This is a genomic window from Streptomyces sp. Tu 3180, from assembly GCF_009852415.1.
In the GTDB taxonomy this organism is placed as follows: Bacteria; Actinomycetota; Actinomycetes; order Streptomycetales; family Streptomycetaceae; genus Streptomyces.
Window position 1 is genome coordinate 1,740,905 of the sequence record NZ_WOXS01000002.1, and the last position, 24,091, is coordinate 1,764,995.

Genomic DNA, 24,091 nt, shown 5'->3' on the forward strand with positions numbered 1-24,091 from the left:
GACAAAGATATGTCAGGGGCATGACAGACAGGGGTACGGCGCCGGGGCGCCGGCCCCGAGGGGCGCGGGCACCGCCGGTCAGCGGTGCCGGTGGCGCTCCTCCACGGCGACGGCCGCCGCCACGACGGCCCCCAGGACGGGGACGGCCAGCGGTGCGCTGAACCAGGCGGAGCAGACCACCACGGCCAGCCCGCCGACGATCAGGAAGGACCCGGCGGGGTCGAGGACGGTGCGGCGGCCGGCCTGTGCGAGCAGCGGCCGCCAGGGGACGCCGGGCCGCCAGAGCGCCGCCGCGCGCAGCAGCGCGACCACCGCTCCGATGAGGGCGAACACACCGACGGCGCCCACCAGCGGCCCTCCCGGCAGACCCGCCCGTACGGCCCGCACGTCGAACCACACGGCGGCGGCGGTCATCCAGCCGGCGAGCCCGACGGCCCAGCCGCCGCGCACCGCCGACCGGAAGTCGGCCGCGAACTCCCGCCATCCTCCGCCCTCGTGGGAGAGGTGCCGCCCGAGGTGCCGTGCGCCGGCCGCGAGCGCGGCGGGGTAGGTGACCAGCGGCAGCGCGGCCACCGTGATCCACACACCGGTCAGCAGGCACTCGGCGAAGAGCGCGAACCTCCCCCACGTCCTCGACTCCGTGCGCGCCTGGGACATCGTCGGCTCACCTCAGCCCTTCAGACCGGACGTCGCCATGCCGTCGATCAGATAGCGCTGGAAGGCCAGGAAGAAGGCGAGCACGGGCAGCAGGGCGACGAGCGACATGGCGATCATGCCGCCGTAGTTCGCCAGCGCCTCCTGGTCGACGAACATCTTCAGACCGAGGGAGACCGTGTACTTGCCGGGCTCGTTGAGGTAGATCAGCGGGCCCATGAAGTCGTTCCAGGCGTTGATGAAGGTGAAGATGGCGCTGGTGATCAGGGCCGGACGGCTCAGCGGGAGGACGATCGACCAGTAGATGCGGAAGTGCCCGCAGCCGTCGAGGCGGGCCGCCTCGTCGAGTTCCCTGGGCAGGTTGCGCATGAACTGCACCATCAGGAAGACGAAGAACGCCTCCGTGGCCAGGTACTTCCCCAGCAGGAGCGGGGTGTACGTGTTGATCATGTCCATGTTGCGGAAGAGCACGTACTGCGGGATCAGCAGCACGTGGTACGGCAGCAGCAGCGTGCCGATCATCAGCGTGAACAGCAGATTGCGGCCCGCGAACCTGATCTTCGCGAAGGCGTACGCCGTGAGCGAGCAGGACACCAGGATCCCGATCACCGAACCGACCGCGAGGAACAGCGAGTTGAAGAAGAACGTGGAGATCGGGATGTCCGCGATCCCGTCGGCGAGGCTCGTGTAGTTGGAGACGATCGGGTCGCCCGGGAAGAGATCCAGGCTGCCGATGATGTCCTCGCTCCTCTTGAAGGAACCGCCGACGACCCAGACCACCGGGTAGAGGATGACCGCGAGGATCACCAGCGACCCGAGGTGCCAGGCGAGCGAGCCCGGCAGCCTGCGCCGCAGGGCGGCCCGCTTCGTCGACGGGACCGGCGTGACGTCGGTGGCCTGCGCGCTCATCGGCCGTCCTCCTCGTAGTGCACCCAGCGCTTCTGGGACCAGAACAGCACCGCCGTGACCAGGGCGACCGCGACCAGCAGCATCCACGCCATGGCGGAGGCCAGGCCCATCCGGCTGTTCTCGAAACCCTGGACGTAGAGATAACAGGTGTAGACCATGGTCCCGTCCGCCGGACCGCAGGCGTTGCCCCCGGCGCCGCCGCCGACGATGTACGCCGAGCTGAAGATCTGGAACGAGTGGATGGTCTCCAGCAGGACGTTGAAGAACAGCACCGGGGAGATCATCGGCAGTGTGATGTTCCAGAACTGCCGCAGCCTGCCCGCCCCGTCGACGTCGGCCGCCTCGTACAGCTCGCGCGGCACCTGCTTCAGGCCGGCCAGGAAGATGACCATGGGGGCGCCGAACTGCCAGACGGTGAGCGCCACCAGGCTGTAGATGATCAGGTCCGGGTCACCGGTCCAGCCGCCGACGTCGATGCCGAAGAGCTTCTGGGTACGGTCGACGATCGCGTCGTCCGAGAAGATCGCCTTCCACACGATGGCCACGGAGACGCTCGCGCCGATCAGCGACGGCGCGTAGAACGCGGCCCGGTAGAAGGCCTGTCCGCGCCTCTTCTGGGCCAGCAGCAGGGCCACGCCGAGCGCCGCGATCAGCTTGATCGGGGTGCCGACGGCGACGTACCAGAGCGTGACCTGCACCGAGTGGCGCCAGCGCGGGTCGGCGAACATCTCGGAGAAATTGTCCAGGCCGATCCAGCGGGGGGCGTCGAACAGGTTGTAGTCGGTGAACGCGAAGTAGAGCGAGGCGACCATCGGTCCCGCCGTCAGCAGCAGGAAACCGGCGATCCAGGGGGACATGAAGAGGTAGCCGGCCAGGTTCTCCCGGCGGTCCCGCCGCTTCGACGCGGCGGGACGCGGGGACTTCACCGGACCGTGCCGCGGCTCGGAGTCCTTCGTCAGGTCCTCCGTCGCGGGGGCGTGTGTCACGGCGCTTCCCATCAGCTGCTCAGGGCCGTCTTCGACTCGGTGAAGAACTGCTTGACGGCGTCGTCCACGGACCGCTTGCCGAGGGCCATCTCCTCGGCGATGCGCAGGAAGGCGGCCTCGCAGATGTCGGCGCCGTTGGGGTGCGGGGTGATGGACTCCAGCACGCCCGCCTCCACCAGGGACTCCTCGTACGCGGCGATGGCCTGGTTGACCGGGTCGGTCGGCTGGTACGCGTCGTACTGGGCCTGCGTCGCGGGCACACCGCGGTCGTAACCCATGATCTTGGCGACCTCGGGGTCGTGGACCATGAAGTCGATGAACTGGGCGACCTCCTTGGGGTGCTGGGTGCGCTTGGAGGCGCTCAGCATCAGGGAGCCGAGGTACTGGCCGGTCCTCTTGCCGTCCGTGGTGGGGATGGGCGCGAGGCCGTACTCGCTCTTCCCCTCGGAGGTGTAGCGGACGGTGAAGTTGTCCCAGGTGAACTCACTGCCGGCGAGTTCGGCGGAGAGCGCCGACTTGGGCTTGACCTGGACGACCTTCCTGGCGTCCGCGAAGAGGCCGGACTTCACGCCCTTCTCCGCCTTGGTCCACCACTCGGTCAGGTCCGCCTCCGTGAAGCCGAGACCGTCCTCGGTGAAGAACGCCTTGCCGTTCTGGCGCAGGTACAGGTCGTAGAGGTACATGACGCCGTACATGCCGCTGTCGCCGGCGCGGCCTGCCCTGTCGCGGATCCTGGCCATCGCCGCGTCGAAGTCGTCCCACGTCCAGCCCTGTTCGGGCTTGACGCCGGCCCGGGTGTAGACGGGCTTGTCGATGACGAGGGCCATCGAGTTGGAACCGACGGGCACGCCGAGGAGCTTGCCGTCGATCTCGCCGAACTTCTCCAGGCCCGCCCGGAAGCCCTCCATGCGGAGGTTGCCCGCCTTCACCTGCTCACCGAGATCGAGCAGCACATTCTTCGCATCGTATTTGCGGAGAAAGCCGATGGCATTCTGGAAGACGTCCGGCGGATTCCCGCCGGAGGCCTGGGTGTTGAACTTCTTCCAGAAGTCGGTGTACTGCTGGAAGTCGGTCTTCACCTTGATCTTCGGGTACTTCTTCTCGAAGAGCGCGATGGTCTTGTTGATGCGCTCGGCCCGGTCCTCGGCGCCCCACCAGGAGTAGCGGATCGTCACCGTCCCGTCCCCCGAGCCACTGCCGCCGCCGCAGGCGGTGGCCGTCGCGCCCAGCCCTGCGACGGCCAGCGAAGCCCCCGCAGCCTTGAGGATCGTCCGCCTCCCGGTCCGCCCCTCCGCATTCCTGTCCTGCTGCATACGAGCCTCCCCGCGACGTCGCGTCCGCCTCATGAATCGTTTCAAGTAAGCGCTTGCTGGCACAAGTTACGGAGGGCCCACGGGCACGTCAATGATTCGGACAGGAATTGATGGCCGCCCGGACCGCACGAGGACGGCGGCCTTCTCGGGCACGCGTCCGCGCGTGATGCCGAACGCGCAGGTGGACGCCTTGCGGCCGACCGGCCGAACACCGGCGGACCGCGGGGAGGGGGCGGCGCGGAAGGTCACGGTTGGATGAAGACGACCGGAAGCGGAACGGGCCGGCCGTCACACGAACCGCGGCCGGGACCGGCGCACGGGCGCCCGGGGAAGGGGGACACGGGCGACGCGGGCGCCCGGTACGGAGGGGGTGCGGGAGGAGCGGATCCCCCGCCCCCCACACACATCACGGCGGCCCGGCTCACGATGTGTGAGCCGGGCCGCCGTGTGATCCGGTGGGCGATACTGGGTTCGAACCAGTGACCTCTTCGGTGTGAACGAAGCGCTCTCCCACTGAGCTAATCGCCCGGGTGCAGGAAGAACATTACCCCATGTCAGGGGGTGCCCGTGACCAGCGGGAGCCGGACCGCCGCACCCCCGCCGGGGATCACTGGTCCTCGATCTTCCAGGGCATCTGGAGGCCGAACTTCCACAGGTAGACGCCGGCCAGCCCGGCCACGATCACCACACCGACCGTGGTCAGGATGATGTTCCGGCGCCGCACCTTGGGATCGAGCGCGCGCTGCGCCGCCTCGGTGACCTTGCGCTTGGTCCACCGGAGGACCAGCTGGGCCCAGACGAACTCGGTCGCCCAGATCGCCATGCCACCGAAGATCACCACCCAGCCCGGCCCGGGCAGCACCAGCATCGCGGCGCCGGCCGCCACGACCGCCAGGCCCACGATGAAGACGCCCACCTGCCAGCTCAGGTGCAGGACGCGACGCGCCTTGATGAATTCCGGCGCCCGCGAGCCGAGACCTCGCGCCTCGTCCCGGCTCTCGTCCGATGCCGTCGCCCCGCGAGCCGCCACGACGGCCTCGCCGGGCTTGCCAGTCCCCGTGTTCATACAGCCAAACCCTACCTGAGCGAATCACATCACCGGAATGGGCGCACGCCGCGAACGATCTTTCGGCCGGAAGAGTTACGTAAACACACGCAAAACACTCAGAGGGGTTTACAACGGCACCGTAGGTGGCATGTCGATTTCGCCGACGTGCGAATCCCCGAGCGCACACTGAGCGAAAGGCCCTGGCGCTTATGAACACCACGGTCAGCTGCGAGCTGCACCTGCGCCTCGTTGTGTCGAGCGAGTCCTCCCTGCCTGTCCCCGCAGGCCTGCGGTACGACACGGCCGACCCCTACGCCGTGCACGCCACCTTCCACACCGGAGCCGAGGAGACCGTCGAGTGGGTGTTCGCCCGCGACCTCCTCGCCGAGGGGCTTCACCGTCCCACCGGCACCGGCGACGTCCGCGTCTGGCCGTCGCGCAGCCACGGTCAGGGCGTCGTCTGCATCGCCCTGAGCTCCCCGGAGGGAGAGGCCCTGCTCGAGGCCCCGGCACGGGCTCTGGAGTCCTTCCTGAAGCGCACCGACGCCGCCGTGCCCCCCGGCACGGAACACCGGCACTTCGATCTCGACCAGGAGCTCTCGCACATCCTGGCGGAAAGCTAGGCGAGACTCACCAAGCCGCCCGGCGCCGTCGACTCGGGGAGACGGCTCGGGCCCGGACCGTCGCATCACGGACAACCGCATACGGCATACACCGGCGCCGACGCCGCGGAGCACCACCGCGGGCGGCGCCGGTGTGCTGTGTGCCGCCATGACCGGCCGCATGCGACACGTGACCGTCCGGGAACGCTCGAAGGCCGTCCGGCGTTGTATTCGAAGCCATGTGCGGAACGGGAGCGGTGCGGTGCTCGCCGGAGCCACTACCATCGGCCAGCATCGACGGGCGCCCGCCCGACCCCCAGGCCAGGGAGCGAATCGTGCTGATCACCCACGACACCCGGTGCGCGCTGGACACCGTGGTGGATCTGGTGAACACCGCGCCGGAGGACGACTCGACACCGGACGGACTGCCGGACGTCGCGGCTCTCGAGGTCTTCGTGCGGGAGCACGAAGTCAGCGAGGTCGGAGTGCTCACGGAGTTCGACCTGGCCGCGGTGCGCAAGATCCGCGGACGGTTCGCGGCGGTGTTCGCCGCTCCCGACGCCCGCAGCGCCGCCGGACTGATCAACGAACTGATCGCGGCCGCGGGCACCACCCCCCGGCTCACGGACCACGACGGCTACGACTGGCACGTGCACTACTTCGCGCCCGGTGCCTCCGTCGCCGACCACCTGGCCGCGGACTGCGGGATGGCACTGGCGTTCTTCGTGGTCGCGGGCGAGCAGGAGCGCCTGCGGCGCTGCGAGGCCCCGGACTGCCGGCACGCCTTCGTCGACCTCTCCCGCAACCGCTCGCGCCGCTACTGCGACAGCCGCACCTGCGGCAACCGCCTGCACGTCGCCGCGTACCGGGCGCGGCGCAAGGAGGCGGCGGGCTGACCGCCGGCGGCCCGGCGGGGTCCGGCGCGCAGGGAGGCCGGGGAGAGGAACCCCCCGGTGCTTCTCGAGCACGTGCCGACGCGGTCCCGACGGGTGACGCCGGGTACCACGGGTACGGTTCACAGCCACAGCAGGTCGTGCAGGGCGGCCGTGAGCAGCAGACACCCGATCACCGCAAGGAAGATCATCAGCGGTGGCTGGGAAAGGGCGAAAAGGCATCCGCGCGGCTCGTCCTGGGGCGGCGCGGCATCGCTCTGTGTCGTGTCCAGCATCTCGCGGCGATGATGACGCATCGGGAGCACCGGACGCGATCAAGACGCACGGAGTGAACGCGGGTTCGCCGATTCCGTGATCTACGGTTCGGGTTGTGATCGTTTCCGGACGTCGCGGGATCTTCTATGACGTTTCAGCCCGCTTGCGTCCCTCACCCGCGGTGCGGCCCACCGTCATATGCCGTGCTTCTTGAGAATGGCCTCGATGTCGCTGAAGTCGTCGTCGCCCCGGGAGGCGGGCGCCGGCCGGGCCGCCGGGCGGGAGCCCTGGCCCAGGGAGGGCGCCGAGGCCGCCGGGGCCACCGCCTCCGGCCGTGCCGCCGCCCGGGCCGCCTTGCGCTCCCCGCGCGTGCCGCCGCGCCGGCGCTCCACGGCGCGCGTGGTCGCGAACAGCACCCAGGACAGCCCCAGCAGGCCGAAGCCCGCCCAGGCCGTCGGGCTGAAGGCGGTGCCGGCCAGCCAGTCGACGACGCCGGTCATCACCAGCGCGACGGGGACGAGCGAGTAGGCGGCGACGCGGGCCGCGGCGAGGAAACGCCTGCGGTAGGCCGTGACCACCGCGATGCCCAGGCCTGCCGCGGAGACGGCGGAGCAGACGGTCTCGGCAATCATCCGGTCCTCCAGGCGGCGTGCGGTCGCAACGGGTGCTTCGTCCCTTCCATCCTGCACCCGCCCGACCCCGCCGGGCCATGTTCCGGCCGGACATCAGGGACATCTCCGGGTCGGCTCCTCCGCAGGTGCCGGTGCCGGCCGACCGGACCGGGAGCGGTTTCCGGGGGTTCCGCGGACCGCGCGAGGTCCGGTTGGGTGGTCCCGGGGCGGGACTGGGAGACTGGGGCCATGAGCGACTCCTCCCCCGACCGTCCCGCCGCCCCCGTCCTCGACGTGTGGTGCGAGCTCCAGTGCCCGGACTGCCGCAGCGCCCTCGACGACCTCCGTGCCCTGCGCGCCCGTTACGGGGACCGTCTGGAGCTGCGGCTGCGGCACTTCCCGCTGGAGAAGCACAAGCACTCCTTCGCCGCCGCCCAGGCCGCCGAGGAGGCGCTGGAGCAGGGGCGGGGCTGGCCCTACGTCGAGGCGGTGCTGGACCGGGTCGAGGAGCTGGACCGCCGGGGAGAGCCGTTCCTGGTCGAGGTCGCCCGGGAACTCGGACTCGACGCCGAGGAGTTCGACACCGCGCTGATCGACGGCCGGCACATCCTGATCGTGGACGCGGACCAGGCCGAGGGCAAGGCGATCGGGGTGACGGGCACCCCGACCTACGTCATCGGCGGTGAGCGCCTCGACGGCGGCAAGAGCCAGGAGGGCCTGCGCGAACGCGTCGAGGAGATCGCGGACCGGCTGCTGGCCGGGCAGGAGGGGTGACCCGGGAACCCCACGGGCGGCCGGGGCCCCTCCGGCGGATCACGCCGGCCGGGCCCTAGAGCAACGGCTTGTACATCTCGTACCGGGTCGTCGCGTAGCCGAGCGACGCGTAGAGCCGCTCGGCCGGCGTGTTGCCCGCGAAGACGTTGAGACCGAGGATCCGTCTGCCCGCGGCGACCGACTGGGCCTCGGCGAGCAGCATGAGGGAGCGGCCGTGGCCCCGGCCGCGGTGGGCGGCGTCGGCCTCGACGTCGAAGACGTGGGCGCGCTCCCCGCGCACCGAGAGCCACAGGGTGCCCACGGGCGTGCCCTCGTGTTCCAGAACGCTGAAGAGCATGCCCTCGGTGCCGCGGCCCTCGGGCAGCAGGGCGGCGTGGTCCTTCCGCGCCTTGGCCCGTGCCTCGGCCTCCGGGACCCCGCGCTCGATCCAGTCCCGCGCGTAGCTCTCCTCGCTCCTGGCCTCCCACGGCCCGAACTCGGCCTCGGTCATCGGCCGGGCCCTGCTCCCCTCCGGAAGCACGGGCGGGACGTCCCCGAGGCTCTTCTCCATGTTCCGGTTGCGCACGACGTAACCGAGCGCCGTGGCCAGGCGGAGGGCCGGTACGGCGTCGGCGGGGACGGTCGCCTCGATACGGCGGCAGCCCCAGCCGCGCACCACCTCCTCCGCCGCGAGCGCGGCCACGGTGCCCCGGCCGCGCCGGCGGTCCGGTTCCTCGACGCGCAGGTGCAGGATCCGGGCCACCGCGTCGCCGAAGACGGGGTGGGTGCCGAGGTGGATCTCCCCGACGGGACGGCTGTTGACGCACACCCGGTAGCGGCGCGAGCGCGTGCCGTCGGGATTCTGCTGAAGCGGCTCGGCCGGCCGCAGGGTCGTGGTCATCACGGGTGTTCTACCCGCTGCCGCGCCCGGATCAGCCGGACATCCGGACCGTCACGGATCGAGGTCGGTGCCCGAGCGCTCGTCGAAGATCCGCATGGCCTTGGCGGTCACCGGACCCGGGGCGCCGGGCAGTTCGCGGTCATCGACGCGGTGCACGGCCTGCACGTCGCGCAGGGTGGAGGTGAGGAAGACCTCCTCGGCCCGCTGGAGGACGTCCATCGGCAGGTCGGTCTCCCGGGCGCCGGTCCACTCGACGGCCAGGGCGCGGGTGATGCCCGCGAGGCAGCCGGAGGCGAGCGGCGGGGTGTGGATCTCGCCGTCGAGGACGACGAAGACGTTGGACCCGGTGCCCTCGCAGAGCTGTCCGACGGTGTTGCCGAACAGCGCCTCGGAGGCGCCCTGTTCGCGGGCGCGGGCGAGGGCGACGACGTTCTCGGCGTACGAGGTGGTCTTCAGGCCGGTGAGCGCGCCGCGTTCGTTGCGGGTCCAGGGGACGGTGACGACGGCGGTGGAGTCGGGGCGGCGGGTGGTCTCGCCGAGCGCGACGACGAGGGTGGTGCCGTGCTCACCGCGGTCGGAGCCGAGGGGGCCGTGGCCGCCCGTGTAGGTGATGCGCAGCCGGCCGAGCGGCATCGGGTTGGCCTCGAGGACGGCGGCGCAGGCGCGGCGGACCTCGTCCAGGTCGGGGTCGGGCAGCCCGAGCCCCCGGGCGGACCGGGTCAGCCGGTCGAGATGCCGGGTGAGCGCGAACGGACGGCCGTCCACGGCCTTCACCGTCTCGAAGATGCCGTCGCCCACGGTCAGTCCGTGGTCGAGGACGGAGACGCGGGCGGATTCGGCGTCCTGCAGCCCGCCGTCGAGCCAGATCTGCACCTTTTAGATCCCTTCACTCACCTCGTACGTTCCCGACGCTACCGCGAGCAGCCGGGAGGCCTTCAGTTCGGTCTCCCGCCACTCCCCCTCGGGGTCGGAGCCCCAGGTGATCCCGGCGCCGGTGCCGAACCGCAGGACGGCGCCACCGGCGTCCCGGTCGATCCAGAAGGTGCGGATGCCCACCGCCAGCTCACCGGTGCCGCGGTCGGCGTCGACCCAGCCGACGCCCCCGCAGTAGGGGCCGCGGGGCGCCGTCTCCAGCGCGTCGATGATCCGCAGGGCGCTCGACTTGGGCGCGCCGGTGACGGAGCCGGGCGGGAAGGCCGCGTCGAACAGCTCCGGCCAGCCGGCCCCGGGACGCAGCTCGCCCCGCACCGTCGACACGAGGTGGACCAGTCCCGGGTGCTTCTCGACGGCGCACAGGTCCGGCACCGTCACGGTGCCGGTGGCGCAGACCCGCCCGATGTCGTTGCGGACCAGGTCGACGATCATGACGTTCTCGGCGTAGTCCTTCTCCAGGAGGTCCGCCTCGGTACGCCCGGTGCCCTTGATCGGCCCGGACTCCACGGTCCGTCCGTCGCGGCGCAGGAACAGCTCGGGCGACGCGGTGGCGATCTCCACCCCGTGCCCGGGCAGACGAATCGTTCCTGCGTAGGGCGCCGGGTTGCCCCGGGCCAGCAGGGCCGTGAGGGCGTCCACGTCGGCGCCGGACGGCACGGGCGCGGACAGCACGCGGCAGAGGTTCGCCTGGTAGACCTCGCCGGCGGCGATGTGCTCGCGGATGCGGCGGACGGCCGCCGTGTACGCGTCACGGTCCAGTGAGGACGTCCAGCCGGCGACGCCCGGCCCCCGCCAGGCGCCCGGCACGGGCGTCGGCACCGGCTGCTCCCGGACGTCCCGGAAGCGGGCACAGGTCAGACGGCCCTCGAAGTCGGCGGCGACGGCCCAGAACCCGGTGGAGTCCAGGGCCGCGGGGTCGTCGGTGACGTCGAGGAGTCCGGTGGCGACGCGGTTGCCGAAGCGGGCGAGAGGGGGCAGGTCAGACACGCGACGAGTGTATGACCGGTGCCCTTCGGGTGACCTGGCCGTGTCCGCCGCGGCACCCCGGCGACGCCCGTGAACAGGCGCAACGCAGCACGCTGCACAAACGCGTTTTTGTACTGGCCCCGGAATCCGCTAGAGTTCAACTCGTCGCCGGGAAGCGCAAGCCGACCGAAACGACAGGCGGACGTAGCTCAGTTGGTAGAGCGCAACCTTGCCAAGGTTGAGGTCGCGAGTTCGAGCCTCGTCGTCCGCTCGAAGGAAGAGGGGGCTTCCCGGTCCCCTACACTCCTGGTGGAGTGGCCGAGAGGCGAGGCAACGGCCTGCAAAGCCGTCTACACGGGTTCAAATCCCGTCTCCACCTCCAAGGACGATTAGCTCAGCGGGAGAGCGCTTCCCTGACACGGAAGAGGTCACTGGTTCAATCCCAGTATCGTCCACTGGATCTTCGGATCCCCCGCGCGATTAGCTCAGCGGGAGAGCGCTTCCCTGACACGGAAGAGGTCACTGGTTCAATCCCAGTATCGCGCACGCAGTGCCCACGGTCCGCTCCCCGGAGTGACCGCGGTCCCGAGGACGATTAGCTCAGCGGGAGAGCGCTTCCCTGACACGGAAGAGGTCACTGGTTCAATCCCAGTATCGTCCACATCACACCGAGCCCCCGGCCGCCGCAGCGGCCGGGGGCTCGGTCGTCTCCGGGACCTCAGGACGAGAACAGCATGTGCCCGAAGCTCTTGTGCCGGTGGTGACCGTGGTGGCCACCGTGCGGGGCGCCCCAGGCGGGGGGCTGCGGGGCCGGCGGGTACGCCTGCGGAGCAGCGGGCGGCGCGGGCGGTGCGGGCTGGGACCACTGGGCCTCCAGCCGGGTCAGCGACTCCAGCTCGCCGTAGTCGAGGAAGATCCCTCGGCACCCGCTGCACTGCTCGATCTGGACGCCGTTGCGGTTGTAGGTGTGCATCGGCGCACGACACTTCGGACACTGCATGATCGATTCAACTCCTCGCCGGTCGGCCCTGCTTCACATGTCGCCAGGACAGACTCTGTCCGGCTTCGGTCGGTTGCACCCTAGTCCGTGGAGGTGTACGCCGAGCGGGGCGGGATCGCGGCCATGCGCGCACAGGCGTCGATCACTGACTGTTCCACCTCGTCCGGGGGCCGCCCGTCCGCCGCGGCCCTGACGATCGCCCGCGCGGCGGTCTGCACGGTGAGGGCGCGGGCCGGGACGTCCAGCACGGCCCAGGGGTCGGCGCCGTCGGGGACGGCCGGCCCGCCCGCGGCCCGGTAGGAGTCGAGGAACCGCCCCCACTCCTCCGCCGGCAGCAGCCCGCACGCGTACCAGGCCGCCGGACGCGCCAGATCCCAGGCGGGGACGCCCACGCCCAGGTCGTCGACGTCGATCAGCCGCCAGGAGCCGCCGGGGAGGCGCACGAGCTGGCCCAGGTGGAGGTCGCCGTGGCAGAGGGTGGCACGGTCCGGCATGGGGCCTTCGGCCCGGGCCCACGGGGGCAGGGCGGCCCAGGCGCGCAGGACGGGGGCGGCGGCCGGGGCGGAGCCGAGGGCCCGCAGCCGGGTGACGGCGCGGGCCGCCTTCGCCGGGCCCCGCATGACGGGCAGCGGCGCGGAGGCGGGGGTGCGGTGCAGCCGGGCGAGCAGGACGGCGGCGGCCTCCCACGGGGCGGCGTCGGGATCGTCCGGGTCGACGGGGACGCCGTACGGCCAGAAGGTCACCAGCCGGCCGTGCAGGCCGGCCGGGCCGGGGCCGAGCGGGGGCAGGAAGACGTCCGGGAGGTGTGCGGCCGCGGCGAGGCGCCGGGTCAGGGCGACGGGGTCGGTGTCCGGGGCGTGGGCCTTCGCGACCGTGTCCGCGTGGCGCACGACGGTGCCGTCGGGACGGTCGGCCAGGGTGCCGGCCGCACCGCAGGGGCAGGCCGGGGCGCGTGAGTGGGCCATGCCCCTGACGCGGGCGGTGAGGTCGGCGAGAAGGGTGTCGGCGGTCACGGGACTCCCTGCGGTGCGGGTCTGGAGGGAGGGTACGCGGAGGAGAGCGGCGTCTTCGCCGGACGGCGGGAGGCAAGAGCAATGCCGGCGCAGCTCCCCAGCTGCGCCGGCATCTGTGCCGTCCGCCGCACCCCCGTCCCCACGGGGTTTCATGGGTGGATGTCCCCGCCCGGACCGCTCTTCCGGGCCTGGGGTCGCCGCTCAGCGCCCCAGCATCTCGCCCACGGACGACGCCTGTGTGGCCACCGTCTCCCACCCGTCGAAGACGAGGAGGAGCAGGACCGCCAGGGGGAGGGCCATCAGCGTCGCCACCAGCGGGTGGCGACGGCCCTCACGGCGCGGCCGGAACCCGGCGGTGTCCGCCAGTCGTTCCCGCGCGCGGACCGGGGTCCGCGGTGCCGTGTGGGCCATGGTCCCTCTCCTGACCGTTTCGGTTGCCGTGTTCTCATGTGGTGTCGTTGGCAGCGGCGGGCGTCCGACCTCGGGGGACGAGTGCTGCACCCGCCGCTTGACCTCAAATCTAGGGGCCCGGCGCCCTCCGGACGTCATGCCCTCGTACCGATTGCCGGGCCTCCCGGAGGATGAGCCGTGACCTGCGGTGTACTCCCCTGGGTGGAGACGGGGACCTACGTCTCAGGGACATCCCGGAAGGGCCGGCCGCTCTGTCCGGCTTTCTCCGAGGTGTCCTCCCGAGGCACCGGCTGCTCCACCAGCGCGAGCACCCGGTTCGCCATGAAACGGGCCGTTCGCACGACGGCCCCGGTTCGGGTGACTTCGCTCACTTCCACCACCCCTCGGCGGACCGCCGTCTCCACCCGGCGTCCGGCCCTGCTCGCCACCACCTCGTACGTGCGCGTCGTGTCCCCCGCGTCCACGACTATCTCCACGCGATCACCCTTCACGCGATCAATCCCCCTTCGGCGTCGGGTGGTTGGGATCGCTCGCCGCGTGAACCCGGCCTGCTCACGCGCTCCCCGTCCACCCTTCAAGTCTCCCACCCGGCACTGACAATCGATCGGCCCGAGAGGGCGCGGCCTCTGCGCACGGACGGCCGTGGAAACGTAAGCTGTGGCACGTCACAGGACCGGGCAGCGGGGATGAACATGGCGATGATGCGCCTGAGGCGCGAGGACCCGCGCGTCGTCGGCTCTTTCAGGCTTCACCGACGGCTCGGCGCGGGCGGGATGGGCGTGGTCTACCTGGGCTCCGACAAGAAGGGGCAGCGGGTCGCACTGAAGGTCATCCGGCCTGATCTGGCGGAGGACCAGGAGTTCCGTTCACGGTTCGCGCGCGAGGTCTCGGCGGCGCGGCGCATCCGCGGGGGCTGCACGGCGCGGCTGGTGGCAGCCGATCTCGAGGCGGACCGGCCGTGGTTCGCCACGCAGTACGTGCCCGGCCCGTCGCTGCACGACAAGGTCGTGGACGAGGGGCCGCTCGGCGCGGCCGAGGTCGCCGCCGTCGGCGCGGCCCTGTCCGAGGGACTGGTCGCCGTGCACGAGGCCGGCGTGGTGCACCGGGACCTGAAGCCGTCCAACATCCTGCTGTCCCCGAAGGGGCCGCGGATCATCGACTTCGGCATCGCCTGGGCGACCGGCGCCTCGACGCTCACGCACGTCGGCACCGCGGTCGGTTCGCCCGGTTTCCTCGCCCCGGAGCAGGTGCGCGGCGCCGCCGTCACCCCGGCCACGGACGTGTTCTCGCTGGGCGCCACGCTCGCGTACGCGTCGATGGGCGACTCCCCCTTCGGGCACGGCAGTTCCGAGGTGATGCTGTACCGCGTCGTGCACGAGGAGGCCCAACTGCGCGGCGTCCCGGACGCCTTGGCCCCGCTCGTGCGCGCTTGCCTGGCGAAGGACCCCGAGGATCGGCCCAGCACGCTCCAACTCTCGCTGCGGCTCAAGGAGATCGCGGCCCGGGAGGCCCAGGGACTCACCGACGTCCGTCCGCCCGCGCCGCGCGCCGCCGAGGCGGAGCGGCCCACCGGGCGCCTCGCCGGCGCCTACCCGGACTCCTCCCCGGACCGCGCTCAGGGGCGCCGGCCGGGGCCGCGCGGCGCACGGCCGGGCCAGGGGACCCCCGCACCGCGCGGCGCGTCCGCCGGCCGGGTCTCCCCCTCGACGGGGGGCGGGTCCACGCCCCGGCGCGGCACCCGCGGCGTCCCGCCGGCGCGGGGCGACAGCTCGTCCCGGGGCGGCGCCTCGCGCGGTGGTACGCCGTCCCGGCCCACCCCCGCGCCCCGCGGCTCCGGCCGGTCCGGCACCGGCCCCCGCCGTCAGGGGCCCCGGACGACGGGCACCGGCCTGCGCCCGGCCAATCCGCGGCTGCTCAGGCAGCGCTTGTTCGTGTTCGTCGTCGTGACGCTGGTGGTCGCGCTCGGCATCGCGCTGGTGCAGGGCTGCCAGGGTCCGTCGCGGGGGCTCGGCGGCGACGGGGACGGCGTGCGGGAGCAGCGGGAGCAGGTGCGCGCCCGCTACGAACCGCCGGCCCCGGACGGCCTGATGTCCGAGCGGTACGTCTCGACGATGGAGCGGGACGACTGAGCGCTCCGGCTCCCGGTCCCCCGCCGGACGGGCCCTAAGCCCGGGGGCGCCCCGCGGTCACCGCGTAGAAGGCGACCGCCGCCGCGGCGCCCACGTTGAGGGAGTCGACGCCGTGGGACATCGGGATGCGGACCCACTCGTCGGCGGCGGCCAGGGCCCGGGAGGAAAGCCCCTCCCCTTCCGCGCCCAGCATCAGGGCCACCCGGTCCATCCGGTGGGGCGCCGCCTCGTCGAGGGAGCGGGCCCTGTCGTCGGGGGTGAGGGCGAGGAGGGTGAAGCCCGCCTCGCGGACCGGGTCGAGCCCCCTGGGCCAGGAGTCCAGCCGGGCGTACGGCACGGAGAAGACCGCGCCCATGGAGACCTTGACGCTGCGGCGGTAGAGGGGGTCGGCGCAGTCCGGGGAGAGCAGGACCGCGTCCATGCCGAGGGCCGCCGCCGAGCGGAAGATGGCGCCGATGTTGGTGTGGTCGTTGACCGACTCCATGATCACGACCCGGCGGGCGGTCCCGAGCACCTCGGCCGCCGCGGGCAGCGGCTTGCGCTGCATGGAGGCGAGCGCGCCGCGGTGCACGTGGTAGCCGGTGACCTGCTCGGCGAGCGCGGGCTCCACGACGTACACCGGGGCGGAGGCCCGGTCGATGACGTCCCGCATGACGTCGACCCACTTCGCCGACAGCAGCATCGACCGCATCGCGTAGCCCGCTTCGCCGGCGCGCCTGATGACCTTCTCGCCCTCGGCGACGAACAGGCCCTCGGCGGGTTCGCGCCGGCGGCGCAGTTCGACGTCGGTCAGGCCGGTGTAGTCGTGCAGACGCGGGTCGTCGGGGTCCTCGACGGTGATGGGTTCGGCCATGTCACACCGCCCCGTGCGGGCCCACACCGACGACGTCGCCGACGACGATGACGGCCGGCGGCCTGACGTCCCGGGCGACGACGGTCTCGGCGACCGTGGCGAGGGTCGCGTCGACCCGGCGCTGGGCGGACGTCGTGCCCTCCTGGACGAGGGCGACGGGAGTGCCGGGGGACTTGCCGTGCGCGACCAGGGTCTCGGCGATCTTGCCGATCTTGTCGACGCCCATGAGGATCACGAGCGTGCCGGTCAGCTTCGCCAGCGACGGCCAGTCGACCAGGGAGCGCTCGTCGTCGGGGGCGACGTGGCCGCTGACCACGGTGAACTCGTGGGCCACACCGCGGTGGGTGACCGGGATGCCGGCCGCGCCCGGGACCGAGATGGAGCTGGAGATGCCGGGGACGACGGTGCAGGGGATCCCCGCCTCGGCGAGCGCCTGGAGCTCCTCCATGCCGCGGCCGAAGACGTACGGGTCGCCGCCCTTGAGCCGGACCACCGACTTGCCCTGCCTGGCGTGCTCGATCAGCGCGTTGTTGATGGCCTCCTGGGCCATGAAACGGCCGTAGGGGATCTTCGCCGCGTCGATCACCTCGACGTGCGGCGGCAGTTCGGCGAGCAGGTCGCGCGGGCCGAGCCGGTCGGCGATGACGACGTCGGCCTCGGCGAGCAGGCGGCGGCCGCGCACGGTGATCAGGTCCGGGTCGCCGGGACCGCCGCCGACCAGGGCGACGCCGGGGGTGCGGGTGCGGTGGTGCGGGGCGACGAGGGTGCCGTCGCGCAGCCCCTCGACCACGGCGTCGCGGACGGCGGCGGTGTGGCGGGGGTCACGGCCCTTGGCGTCGGTGGTGAGCACGGCCACCGTGACGCCCTCGCTGTGTCCGGTCGCCGGGGTCCACGCCGTCGCCCGGTCGGCGTCGTCGGAGCGGACGCACCAGACGCGGTGGCGCTCGGCCTCGGCGGACGCCCGCTCGTTGGCGTCGGGGTCGCTGGTGGCGATCAGCGCGTACCAGGCGTCCGCGAGGTCGCCGTCGGCGTATCCGCGCCGCTCCCAGGCGATCTCGCCCGCGTCGGCCATCGCCTCCACGGAGGGGGTCGCCTCGGGGGACACGAGGAGGACGTCCGCGCCGGCCGCGACGAGGGCCGGGAGGCGGCGCTGGGCGACCTGGCCGCCGCCGAGCACGACCACTCGGCGGCCGGTGAGACGGAGGCCCACGGGGTAGGCGGGGTGTTCGGCCATGAGGGTACGGCTCCTCGTACGAGCGGCGTGCGGGGTACGGCGCGCGGGGGCGACGCGGGGCGCTACGGCACTGGAGCGGCCCTGACGTGCGGATTCTAAGGGTGGGGTTCAGCGTACGGCGGGGTGGGCCCGGCGGCGGCGGTGTTCGCCCCGCCCGTGCCCACCCCGGCCGGTGTTCTCGGCTACTTCTCGGTGACTCCCGCCGAGTCGAAGGTCGCCACCTCGTGCATCGCCCGCGCCGTGCTCTGCACCAGCGGCAGCGCGAGCAGGGCGCCGGTGCCCTCGCCGAGGCGCAGGTCGAGGTCGACCAGGGGGCGCAGGCCCAGCTTGTTGAGGGCGGCCACGTGGCCGGGCTCGGCGCTGCGGTGTCCCGCGATGCAGGCGGCCAGGACCTCGGGGGCGATGGCCCGGGCCACCAGGGCGGCGGCACCGGCGCTGACGCCGTCCAGGATCACCGGCGTCCGCAGGGACGCGCCGCCGAGCAGCAGGCCGACCATGGCCGCGTGCTCGAAGCCGCCGACCGCGGCCAGGACGCCGATCGGGTCGGCCGGGTCCGGCTGGTGCAGTTCGAGGGCGCGGCGCACGACCTCGGTCTTGCGGGCGAGCGTCTCGTCGTTGATGCCGGTGCCGCGGCCGGTGACCTCGGCCGGGTCCGCGCCCGTGTAGACGGAGATGAGGGCGGCGGACGCGGTGGTGTTCGCGATGCCCATCTCACCCGTGAGCAGGGCCTTGTTGCCGGCCGCGACCAGGTCGCGGGCGGTCTCGATGCCCACCTCGATGGCCTTCTTGGCCTCCTCGCGGGTCATCGCGGGGCCGGTGGTCATGTCGGAGGTGCCGGCGCGGACCTTGCGCGGCAGCAGACCGGGGGTGGCCGGCAGGTCGGCGCAGACGCCGACGTCGACGACGCAGACCTCGGCGCCCACCTGGGTCGCGAAGGCGTTGCAGACCGCTCCCCCGCCGAGGAAGTTGGCCACCATCTGGGCGGTGACCTCCTGCGGCCAGGGGGTGACGCCCTGGGCGTGCACGCCGTGGTCGCCGGCGAAGATCGCGACGGCCGCGGGCTCCGGGATGGGCGGCGGGCACTGGCGGGACAGGCCGGACAGCTGGGCGGAGATGATCTCCAGCATGCCCAGCGCCCCGGCCGGCTTGGTCATGCGCTTCTGCCGCTCCCACGCCTCGCCGAGCGCCTTGGCGTCCAGCGGGCGGATCTGTGCGACGGTCTCGGCGAGCAGGTCGTGGGGTTCCTCTCCGGGAAGGGCGCGGCGGCCGTACGTCTCCTCGTGCACGACCCAGGACAGCGGGCGGCGCTTGGACCAGCCGGCCTGCATCAGCTCGGGCTCGTCCGGGAACTCGTCGACGTAGCCCACGCACAGGTAGGCGACGACCTCCAGGTGCTCGGGCAGGCCGAGGACGCGGACCATCTCGCGCTCGTCGAAGAAGCTGACCCAGCCGACGCCGAGGCCCTCGGCGCGGGCGGCGAGCCAGAGGTTCTCGACGGCGAGCGCGGAGGAGTACGGCGCCATCTGCGGCTGGGTGTGGCGGCCCAGGGTGTGCCGGCCGCCGCGGGTGGGGTCGGCGGTGACGACGATGTTCACCGGGGTGTCGAGGATGGCCTCGATCTTCAGTTCCTTGAACTGCTTGGCCCGGCCCTTGGGGAGCGACTTGGCGTAGGCGTCGCGCTGGCGCATGGCCAGTTCGTGCATGCTGCGCCGGGTCTCGGCGGAGCGGATGACGACGAAGTCCCAGGGCTGCGAGTGGCCGACGGAGGGCGCGGTGTGGGCGGCCTCCAGGACGCGGAGCAGCACCTCGTGCGGGATGGGGTCGCCGCGGAAGCCGTTGCGGATGTCCCGGCGTTCGCGCATGACCTTCAGGACGGCCTCGCGCTCGGCGTCGTCGTAGCCGGGGGCGGGCGGATGCGCGGGCCGTGCGGCTTCCGCCGCGGCCGCGCTCTCCTCCTCCGGCGCGGGTCCGTCCTCCACTCCGGCGCCCCGGGTGTCCAGGTCGTCCGCGTTCTGCACGCGGTCGGGGTCCGGCTCCGCGCCGGGTGCGGCCGGTACGGCGCCGGATCCGGCCTCGCGGGGGGCGGGCACCGTGGCGGTGGCCTCCGGCGCGGGGCGTTCCTCCGCGGGAACGGCCGGGGCCGGCGTCGGCTGCGGGGCGGCGGGCGCGGTTCCCTCCGCGGGGGCGGACCGCCCCAGGGGCTGGTCCGGGCCGGGCTCCGGGCGGACGGTGCCGGGGAGACCGGGGAGAGGGGCCGTGGCGTCGGCGGACGCGGGCTCGTCGGACGGGCCGGGCGCGGCACCGGGTGCGTCGTGGATCGCGGCGGGCGTCCCGGGGGCGTCGGCGCCGGGTACGACGGGAGCGGCCGCGTCCGCGCCGGTGGGCTCGGGGTCCACGGGGCCCGGCTGCGCGGGGACGGGCCCCCACGCGCCCTGCGGCCCGGGCTGTGCGGGCTGTGCGTCCGGGGCGGCGGGAGCCTGTCCGGGGCCCTGGAACGGGGGCGCGGCCGGCTCCGCTTCCGCCGCCGCCGGCTGGTGGGGCCCCTCGGCGCCGGCCTGCTGCCGGGACGGCTCGGTCGGCGCGGCGGGAGCGTGCTCGGACGGAGCCGCGACCGGCGGGCCGTCGGCGGGCCACGGGGCGGCCTCGGACATGACGGCGGCCTCGGACGTGACGGTGGTCTCCGGGGCCGGCGCGGTCCCGGCGGCGGGGGCCTCGGGTCCGGCCTCGGCGGCGGCTTCCTGCGGCCAGGGGGCGGGGGCGGCCTCGGGGGCCGGGGACACGGCGTCGGCGGTGGGGGCCGGCGCGTCCGCGGCCGGGCCGGGGGTGCCGACGGGCTCGGCGGCGGGGAGGGGCTCGGCGGCGGGGACGGCGTCGGCCGCCCCGGCGGGGGCCGGGGACGCGTCCGGGCCGGCAGCGGCCGGGACCTCGGGCTCGGGGGCCGTCTGCGCCGCGGGGGCCTCGGCGGCCGTCCCGGCACCGGGTTCGGCGGCGGCCTGCGCGGCGGCTTCCTCCCCCGTCGTTCCGGGGGCGGGCTCGACGTCCTCGGAGAGGGCCGGTTCCGGGGCGGGCCGGGCCACGGGTGCCTCGTCCGCCGTCCCGGGGGCCGGTTCCGCCTCCGGTGCCGCGGCGGCGGGCTCGGTGACGCCCGGTCCGGCGGCGGCCGCCTCGGGGGACGTGGTGCCGGGCGCGACGGGGTGAGCCGCGGGCTCGGCGTCCGGCGTCCCGGCGGCCGGAACCGCCGCGGGCGCCTGGACCTGGTCCGGCGCGGCGGCGGGCCCGACGGACGGCGCGGGCCCGGGTGCCGGTGCGGTCACGGCGGCGGGGGCGGGCCCGGGTGCCGCGTCCGGGACCGGGGTGGGCGCCTCTCCGTCCTGCGCGGCGGCGGCACCGGCGGCCGTGGCCTGCCCGGCCTCAGCGGTTCCCGCCACGGGAACGCCGGCGGCGTGCCCGGCCTCCCCGTCGGCGGCGGCGCCCGCGTCGAAGGCGCCCTCCGTGCCCTGCCCCGCCTGCGCGGGGGAGACCTGCGCCCGTCCGGCGCCCGCCTCGGTGGCGACGCGGGCGACGACCGCCTGGGCCGCGCCCACCGGCTCCACCGGTGGCACAACCGTTTCCACGGGGGCCGCCCCCGCGCCCACCGTGGCCTGCGCGCCCCAGGGAGCCGCCTCCTGCGGGGCGGTCGCCTCCCGGGTACGCGGGACGTCGAGGTATTCGGGGCCGAGGGTCGGCGGCCCGGACTGACGGACCGGCACCTGGGCGGGACCGCGGTCGGCGAGGGAGCGGACCGGGCCGGCGGAGACGTTGGGAACGGGCGGCCCGAGGTGCAGCGGGCGGCGCGGCGCGGCCGGCGCCGGCTGCTCGTGCGGGGCCGCGAACCCGGGCGCCGGTGCCTGCCCGGGCTCGGGCAGGCGGACGCCGCCGAGGTCGACCGAGCCGCTGTCGCGGCCGGACATCTCGTGCGGGCCCGGCTCGTGCACGGTCTCGACGACCGGCTCCGGGGCGGGCGGGGCGACCTCGTTGCCCCAGGCGCCCTGGGCTCCGGGCAGCAGCAGGTCTTCGTCCGCGGCGGGAGCGTCGGAGAGGTAGGCGTAGGGGTCGGGCGCGGGAAGGCCCGGCTGTTCCACCATGCCTGTGTTCTCCGGCTGTCCCTCGGCCGGGACCTGGCCGGTGTCGGTCATGCGTACCCCTCGCCCATCGGTTAGTGCTTCCTACGACCAGCTCTCCCGGAACGGCGCACCGACCGCCCCACACTGAAGAACGAGCGTGCGTCCCCAGCGGCACGAACGGCCCGTCCGAAAAGGCGACAAAGCCATTCACTGGCATTGTCGCGGCCGCACGGCCGTCGCGTCAGCTTGATCGGCGACGGTTCCGCTGTGGACTGCGCCACGTTGCGCGTCCTCCGGTTCTGCCGTACCACGACCCGGCCCAAAACGGACGCGTTTTCCGGACATTGACCGACGAAGCGCCGGGGCCCGAGTGCGGTACAACGATCGGCCAGCCTACCGCGCGTGGTACGACAACCCGATCACGGGGACGGTCACCGGATCAGCCGTCGCGCGCGGGCAGCACCCCGCTGAGCAGGAACGCGACGCTCCGCTCCTTCTCCGTCCAGTCCCGGGTGTCGAGTTCGAGGGACTGCAGCAGGGCGCACTCGACCTGGTAGCCGTGCTCCGCGAGGTTCCGGCCGATGAGTTCGGCCTCGTCGCGGGTGCCGGCGTGCGCGACGATGCGCTGCGGGCGGCGGTCGGCGACCGCGGAGACCACGGCCGCTCCCCCGCCGCCGACCCGGACGACGTCCGGCTCGGGGAGGTTCTCCAGTACGTGCGGGGCGGTGCCGTGGACGATCTGGAGCGGGACGCCGTGCCAGCGGGCGGCGGACTCGGTGCGGGCGCAGGCCCCCGGGTCGCTGTCGACGGCGATGACGGCGGCTCCGGCGCGGGCGGCCTCGGTGGCGAAGGCGCCGCTGCCGCAGCCGATGTCCCAGACGAGGTCGCCCAGGCGCGGTCCGAGCCGGGCGAGTTGGGAGATGCGCAGGGCCTCCCGCTCGCCCTCGCCGAGTTCGCCGCCGTACGCCCCGGCGGGCAGTGACCAGCCGCGCGGACCGACGGAGGGATCGCGCCCGGCGATCCAGCCGGTGGACTCACCGGCGCCGACCGGGCCGCCGATGACGATGACGACGTTGGGGTCGCGCCAGGTGTGGTCGGCGGCCTTGTCGGAGGTGACGACGGTGACCCGCTCGCGCTCGGTGCCGAGCTCCTCGCAGATGACGAAGGTGCGGTGGACCCCCTCCATCAGCAGGCCGAGTTCCGCGGGGCCGGCGCCGGGCGAGGTGAGCACCGCCACTTTGGCGTGGGCCCGGCACACGTTCACCGCGCGTCGCAGGGTGCGCGGGTGTGCGACGACCACGTGGGCGTCGTCCCAGGGCATGCCGGCGCGGGCGAAGGCCGCGGCGACGGAGGAGACGGCGGGGACGACCTCGACCTCCAGGCCGAACTCGGGCGCCCGCAGCGTCCGTACCACGCCGAAGAACCCGGGGTCGCCGTCGGCGAGGACGACCGCGGTGCCGCGGTGGGCGGCGATGCGGCGGGCGGCGAGGGCGACGGACCCGAGCCGGACGCGCTCGGCGCCGGCGGGCACCTCGGGGAGTGCCAGATGGTGGGCCGCTCCGGCCACCAGCGTGGCGGCGCCCAGCGCGGCGCGTGCCGCGGCGGTCAGCGGCGAACCGTCCCAGCCGATCACCGTGACCCGGTCGGCCATCGTCGTCAGTCTCCTGGGGTCTTCGCAGGTCGTCGTCGGCTTTTCCCGCCCGGGGCGGGTTCGGTGAGAGTACCTGGTGCGGGCGGTGGACGGCTCGGGCGGTACCGCCGGTCGTGGTCCGTGGGCCCCGGAAAGGTCAGTTCCAGTCGGTGTAGGCGGCGAACCCGTCCGCGTCGGCCGGCTGTCCGTCCGCGCCCTCGATGTCCTCGGGCAGCAGGCTCCACACGATGAAGTCGGTGCGCACGTCGGTCCAGCCGCCGTCCTCGGTGCGGACGTGGGCTATGCAGGCGCCCCGCAGCACGCCCTCGTTGATGCAGCCGATCTTCTGGGCGACCTGCTGCGAGGCGGTGTTGTCGGCGGCGGTGCGCAGCTCGACGCGTTCGAGCTTCTGGTCGCCGAAGAGCCACTGGGCGGTGGCGAGCGCGGCCTCGGAGGCGTAGCCCTCGCCGCGCGCCCAGGGGGCGATGATGTACGACATCTCGGTGGACCGGACGTGCCAGTCGGTCCCGGTGAGCCGGACGACGCCGACCAGGCGCTGGGTGAGGAACTCGGTGACGGCGAGGTCGAGTCCGCGTCCGGCCGCCCGCTCGGCGGGGGCGTGCTCGGTGATCCAGGTGCGGGCGTCCTGCTCGGTGAAGGGCCGGGGGACGTCGGTCCAGGCGGCGACCTGTTCGTCGTTCATCATCTCGGTCAGGGCGGGCACGTCGTCCGTGTCGAGGGGACGCAGCACCAACCGCTCCGTGCTGATGGAGATGTTGGGGAAGGTGCTCGTCATGCGCCGCTCCGTAACCTGAGAGACCGTCGGGTGCTGCTGAACTGCCCAGCATGCAGCATGGAAGCACCGCGCCGCACCACGGGGTCCGCTCCGCTGAG

Annotated in this window: 23 protein-coding genes and 6 tRNA genes; 9 read left to right on the plus strand and 20 right to left on the minus strand. The window is 73.5% G+C overall.

Features of this window, described 5'->3' with window-relative positions; translation table 11 throughout:
• Window positions 1-78 precede the first annotated feature (78 nt).
• The 6 genes from GL259_RS08665 to GL259_RS08690 form a co-directional block, all read right to left on the minus strand.
• Window positions 79-657, minus strand: coding sequence for a hypothetical protein (locus GL259_RS08665; protein WP_159530778.1), 579 nt, complete (start codon window positions 655-657; stop codon window positions 79-81).
• A gap of 12 nt (window positions 658-669) precedes the next feature.
• The gene (locus GL259_RS08670) at window positions 670-1,563 is read right to left on the minus strand and encodes a carbohydrate ABC transporter permease (RefSeq protein ID WP_159530780.1); all 894 of its coding nucleotides are present in this window, start codon (window positions 1,561-1,563) and stop codon (window positions 670-672) included.
• Entirely contained in the window at window positions 1,560-2,561 is a 1,002-nt protein-coding gene (locus GL259_RS08675) for a sugar ABC transporter permease (protein ID WP_166461449.1), read from the minus strand. Before GL259_RS08675 ends, GL259_RS08670 begins: the two co-directional genes overlap by 4 nt.
• Window positions 2,561-3,862 (minus strand): extracellular solute-binding protein, encoded by a 1,302-nt coding sequence (locus tag GL259_RS08680; protein WP_159530784.1) that lies wholly within the window; start codon window positions 3,860-3,862, stop codon window positions 2,561-2,563. Before GL259_RS08680 ends, GL259_RS08675 begins: the two co-directional genes overlap by 1 nt.
• A 456-nt stretch (window positions 3,863-4,318) precedes the next feature.
• Window positions 4,319-4,390: transfer RNA gene (locus GL259_RS08685), tRNA-Val, on the minus strand.
• Window positions 4,391-4,469: 79 nt separating this feature from the next.
• Window positions 4,470-4,928: a TIGR02611 family protein gene (locus GL259_RS08690; protein ID WP_159530786.1), complete on the minus strand. Its 459-nt coding sequence runs from the start codon at window positions 4,926-4,928 to the stop codon at window positions 4,470-4,472.
• Between the two features lie 191 nt (window positions 4,929-5,119).
• Here GL259_RS08690 and GL259_RS08695 point away from each other — a divergent pair, with 191 nt between their 5' ends.
• Together GL259_RS08695 and GL259_RS08700 are read left to right on the plus strand one after the other, a co-directional pair.
• Window positions 5,120-5,533, plus strand: coding sequence for an SsgA family sporulation/cell division regulator (locus GL259_RS08695; protein WP_004002642.1), 414 nt, complete (start codon window positions 5,120-5,122; stop codon window positions 5,531-5,533).
• Window positions 5,534-5,847: 314 nt separating this feature from the next.
• Window positions 5,848-6,408 carry a CGNR zinc finger domain-containing protein gene (locus GL259_RS08700; protein WP_159530788.1) on the plus strand — a complete coding sequence of 187 codons (561 nt, stop codon included), beginning with the start codon at window positions 5,848-5,850 and terminating at the stop codon, window positions 6,406-6,408.
• A 119-nt stretch (window positions 6,409-6,527) separates the two neighbouring features.
• On the opposite strand, the gene GL259_RS37605 is transcribed toward GL259_RS08700, so the two are convergent.
• Both GL259_RS37605 and GL259_RS08705 read right to left on the minus strand, forming a co-directional pair.
• Window positions 6,528-6,680, minus strand: coding sequence for a hypothetical protein (locus GL259_RS37605; protein WP_166461450.1), 153 nt, complete (start codon window positions 6,678-6,680; stop codon window positions 6,528-6,530).
• A 174-nt stretch (window positions 6,681-6,854) separates the two neighbouring features.
• Window positions 6,855-7,292: a hypothetical protein gene (locus GL259_RS08705; RefSeq protein WP_159530790.1), complete on the minus strand. Its 438-nt coding sequence runs from the start codon at window positions 7,290-7,292 to the stop codon at window positions 6,855-6,857.
• Between the two features lie 228 nt (window positions 7,293-7,520).
• Here GL259_RS08705 and GL259_RS08710 point away from each other — a divergent pair, with 228 nt between their 5' ends.
• The gene (locus GL259_RS08710; protein WP_166461451.1) at window positions 7,521-8,045 is read left to right on the plus strand and encodes a DsbA family protein; all 525 of its coding nucleotides are present in this window, start codon (window positions 7,521-7,523) and stop codon (window positions 8,043-8,045) included.
• 55 nt (window positions 8,046-8,100) lie between these two features.
• Here the strand turns inward: GL259_RS08710 and GL259_RS08715 are convergent, their stop codons facing one another.
• Genes GL259_RS08715 through GL259_RS08725 form a run of 3 tightly spaced genes read right to left on the minus strand, consistent with a single transcriptional unit; the run spans window position 8,101 to window position 10,845 of the window.
• On the minus strand, window positions 8,101-8,925 hold the full coding sequence (locus GL259_RS08715; protein ID WP_159530794.1) for a GNAT family N-acetyltransferase: 825 nt from the start codon (window positions 8,923-8,925) through the stop codon (window positions 8,101-8,103).
• Between the two features lie 51 nt (window positions 8,926-8,976).
• Window positions 8,977-9,798, minus strand: coding sequence for an aminodeoxychorismate lyase (locus GL259_RS08720; RefSeq protein ID WP_159530796.1), 822 nt, complete (start codon window positions 9,796-9,798; stop codon window positions 8,977-8,979).
• A gap of 3 nt (window positions 9,799-9,801) precedes the next feature.
• The gene (locus GL259_RS08725) at window positions 9,802-10,845 is read right to left on the minus strand and encodes a chorismate-binding protein (protein ID WP_159530798.1); all 1,044 of its coding nucleotides are present in this window, start codon (window positions 10,843-10,845) and stop codon (window positions 9,802-9,804) included.
• A 177-nt stretch (window positions 10,846-11,022) separates the two neighbouring features.
• Between GL259_RS08725 and GL259_RS08730 the strand changes: the two genes are divergently transcribed.
• The 5 genes from GL259_RS08730 to GL259_RS08750 all read left to right on the plus strand — a co-directional run bounded on the left by GL259_RS08730 (window position 11,023) and on the right by GL259_RS08750 (window position 11,485).
• Window positions 11,023-11,095 (plus strand) — tRNA-Gly (locus tag GL259_RS08730).
• Between the two features lie 37 nt (window positions 11,096-11,132).
• Window positions 11,133-11,206, plus strand: a tRNA-Cys gene (locus GL259_RS08735).
• A gap of 1 nt (window position 11,207) precedes the next feature.
• Window positions 11,208-11,279: transfer RNA gene (locus tag GL259_RS08740), tRNA-Val, on the plus strand.
• Window positions 11,280-11,298: 19 nt separating this feature from the next.
• Window positions 11,299-11,370 (plus strand) — tRNA-Val (locus GL259_RS08745).
• 43 nt (window positions 11,371-11,413) lie between these two features.
• Window positions 11,414-11,485 (plus strand) — tRNA-Val (locus GL259_RS08750).
• Between the two features lie 57 nt (window positions 11,486-11,542).
• On the opposite strand, the gene GL259_RS08755 is transcribed toward GL259_RS08750, so the two are convergent.
• The 4 genes from GL259_RS08755 to GL259_RS38630 form a co-directional block, all read right to left on the minus strand.
• Window positions 11,543-11,824: a zf-TFIIB domain-containing protein gene (locus GL259_RS08755; RefSeq protein WP_159530800.1), complete on the minus strand. Its 282-nt coding sequence runs from the start codon at window positions 11,822-11,824 to the stop codon at window positions 11,543-11,545.
• Window positions 11,825-11,904: 80 nt separating this feature from the next.
• Entirely contained in the window at window positions 11,905-12,837 is a 933-nt protein-coding gene (locus GL259_RS08760) for an aminoglycoside phosphotransferase family protein (RefSeq protein WP_159530802.1), read from the minus strand.
• Window positions 12,838-13,038: 201 nt separating this feature from the next.
• The gene (locus tag GL259_RS08765; RefSeq protein WP_159530804.1) at window positions 13,039-13,248 is read right to left on the minus strand and encodes a hypothetical protein; all 210 of its coding nucleotides are present in this window, start codon (window positions 13,246-13,248) and stop codon (window positions 13,039-13,041) included.
• A gap of 215 nt (window positions 13,249-13,463) precedes the next feature.
• Window positions 13,464-13,739 (minus strand): hypothetical protein, encoded by a 276-nt coding sequence (locus GL259_RS38630; protein WP_159530806.1) that lies wholly within the window; start codon window positions 13,737-13,739, stop codon window positions 13,464-13,466.
• Between the two features lie 195 nt (window positions 13,740-13,934).
• Between GL259_RS38630 and GL259_RS08775 the strand changes: the two genes are divergently transcribed.
• The gene (locus tag GL259_RS08775) at window positions 13,935-15,377 is read left to right on the plus strand and encodes a serine/threonine-protein kinase (RefSeq protein ID WP_159530808.1); all 1,443 of its coding nucleotides are present in this window, start codon (window positions 13,935-13,937) and stop codon (window positions 15,375-15,377) included.
• A gap of 34 nt (window positions 15,378-15,411) precedes the next feature.
• Here GL259_RS08775 and GL259_RS08780 read toward each other — a convergent pair whose 3' ends face one another.
• From GL259_RS08780 to GL259_RS08800, 5 genes are all read right to left on the minus strand, one after another.
• Window positions 15,412-16,230 (minus strand): RNA methyltransferase, encoded by an 819-nt coding sequence (locus GL259_RS08780; RefSeq protein ID WP_159530810.1) that lies wholly within the window; start codon window positions 16,228-16,230, stop codon window positions 15,412-15,414.
• Window position 16,231: 1 nt separating this feature from the next.
• The gene (gene cobA, locus GL259_RS08785) at window positions 16,232-17,464 is read right to left on the minus strand and encodes a uroporphyrinogen-III C-methyltransferase (protein WP_159530812.1); all 1,233 of its coding nucleotides are present in this window, start codon (window positions 17,462-17,464) and stop codon (window positions 16,232-16,234) included.
• Between the two features lie 182 nt (window positions 17,465-17,646).
• On the minus strand, window positions 17,647-21,639 hold the full coding sequence (gene cobT, locus GL259_RS08790; RefSeq protein WP_159530814.1) for a nicotinate-nucleotide--dimethylbenzimidazole phosphoribosyltransferase: 3,993 nt from the start codon (window positions 21,637-21,639) through the stop codon (window positions 17,647-17,649).
• A gap of 367 nt (window positions 21,640-22,006) precedes the next feature.
• The gene (cbiE, locus tag GL259_RS08795) at window positions 22,007-23,218 is read right to left on the minus strand and encodes a precorrin-6y C5,15-methyltransferase (decarboxylating) subunit CbiE (protein ID WP_159530816.1); all 1,212 of its coding nucleotides are present in this window, start codon (window positions 23,216-23,218) and stop codon (window positions 22,007-22,009) included.
• Window positions 23,219-23,354: 136 nt separating this feature from the next.
• Complete coding sequence (locus tag GL259_RS08800; RefSeq protein ID WP_159530818.1) at window positions 23,355-23,993, minus strand: GNAT family N-acetyltransferase; 639 nt, start codon at window positions 23,991-23,993, stop codon at window positions 23,355-23,357.
• Window positions 23,994-24,091: the final 98 nt, after the last annotated feature.

Bases quoted from the DNA above. Each gene is read 5' to 3' on its own strand.
- GL259_RS08665 (WP_159530778.1), bottom strand. From the start codon at position 657: ATGTCCCAGGCGCGCACGGAGTCGAGGACGTGGGGGAGGTTCGCGCTC.
- GL259_RS08670 (WP_159530780.1), bottom strand. From the start codon at position 1,563: ATGAGCGCGCAGGCCACCGACGTCACGCCGGTCCCGTCGACGAAGCGG.
- GL259_RS08675 (WP_166461449.1), bottom strand. From the start codon at position 2,561: ATGGGAAGCGCCGTGACACACGCCCCCGCGACGGAGGACCTGACGAAG.
- GL259_RS08680 (WP_159530784.1), bottom strand. From the start codon at position 3,862: ATGCAGCAGGACAGGAATGCGGAGGGGCGGACCGGGAGGCGGACGATC.
- GL259_RS08690 (WP_159530786.1), bottom strand. From the start codon at position 4,928: ATGAACACGGGGACTGGCAAGCCCGGCGAGGCCGTCGTGGCGGCTCGC.
- GL259_RS08695 (WP_004002642.1), top strand. From the start codon at position 5,120: ATGAACACCACGGTCAGCTGCGAGCTGCACCTGCGCCTCGTTGTGTCG.
- GL259_RS37605 (WP_166461450.1), bottom strand. From the start codon at position 6,680: ATGCTGGACACGACACAGAGCGATGCCGCGCCGCCCCAGGACGAGCCG.
- GL259_RS08705 (WP_159530790.1), bottom strand. From the start codon at position 7,292: ATGATTGCCGAGACCGTCTGCTCCGCCGTCTCCGCGGCAGGCCTGGGC.
- GL259_RS08710 (WP_166461451.1), top strand. From the start codon at position 7,521: ATGAGCGACTCCTCCCCCGACCGTCCCGCCGCCCCCGTCCTCGACGTG.
- GL259_RS08715 (WP_159530794.1), bottom strand. From the start codon at position 8,925: ATGACCACGACCCTGCGGCCGGCCGAGCCGCTTCAGCAGAATCCCGAC.
- GL259_RS08755 (WP_159530800.1), bottom strand. From the start codon at position 11,824: ATGCAGTGTCCGAAGTGTCGTGCGCCGATGCACACCTACAACCGCAAC.
- GL259_RS08765 (WP_159530804.1), bottom strand. From the start codon at position 13,248: ATGGCCCACACGGCACCGCGGACCCCGGTCCGCGCGCGGGAACGACTG.
- GL259_RS08775 (WP_159530808.1), top strand. From the start codon at position 13,935: ATGAACATGGCGATGATGCGCCTGAGGCGCGAGGACCCGCGCGTCGTC.
- GL259_RS08780 (WP_159530810.1), bottom strand. From the start codon at position 16,230: ATGGCCGAACCCATCACCGTCGAGGACCCCGACGACCCGCGTCTGCAC.
- cobA (WP_159530812.1), bottom strand. From the start codon at position 17,464: ATGGCCGAACACCCCGCCTACCCCGTGGGCCTCCGTCTCACCGGCCGC.
- cobT (WP_159530814.1), bottom strand. From the start codon at position 21,639: ATGACCGACACCGGCCAGGTCCCGGCCGAGGGACAGCCGGAGAACACA.
- cbiE (WP_159530816.1), bottom strand. From the start codon at position 23,218: ATGGCCGACCGGGTCACGGTGATCGGCTGGGACGGTTCGCCGCTGACC.
- GL259_RS08800 (WP_159530818.1), bottom strand. From the start codon at position 23,993: ATGACGAGCACCTTCCCCAACATCTCCATCAGCACGGAGCGGTTGGTG.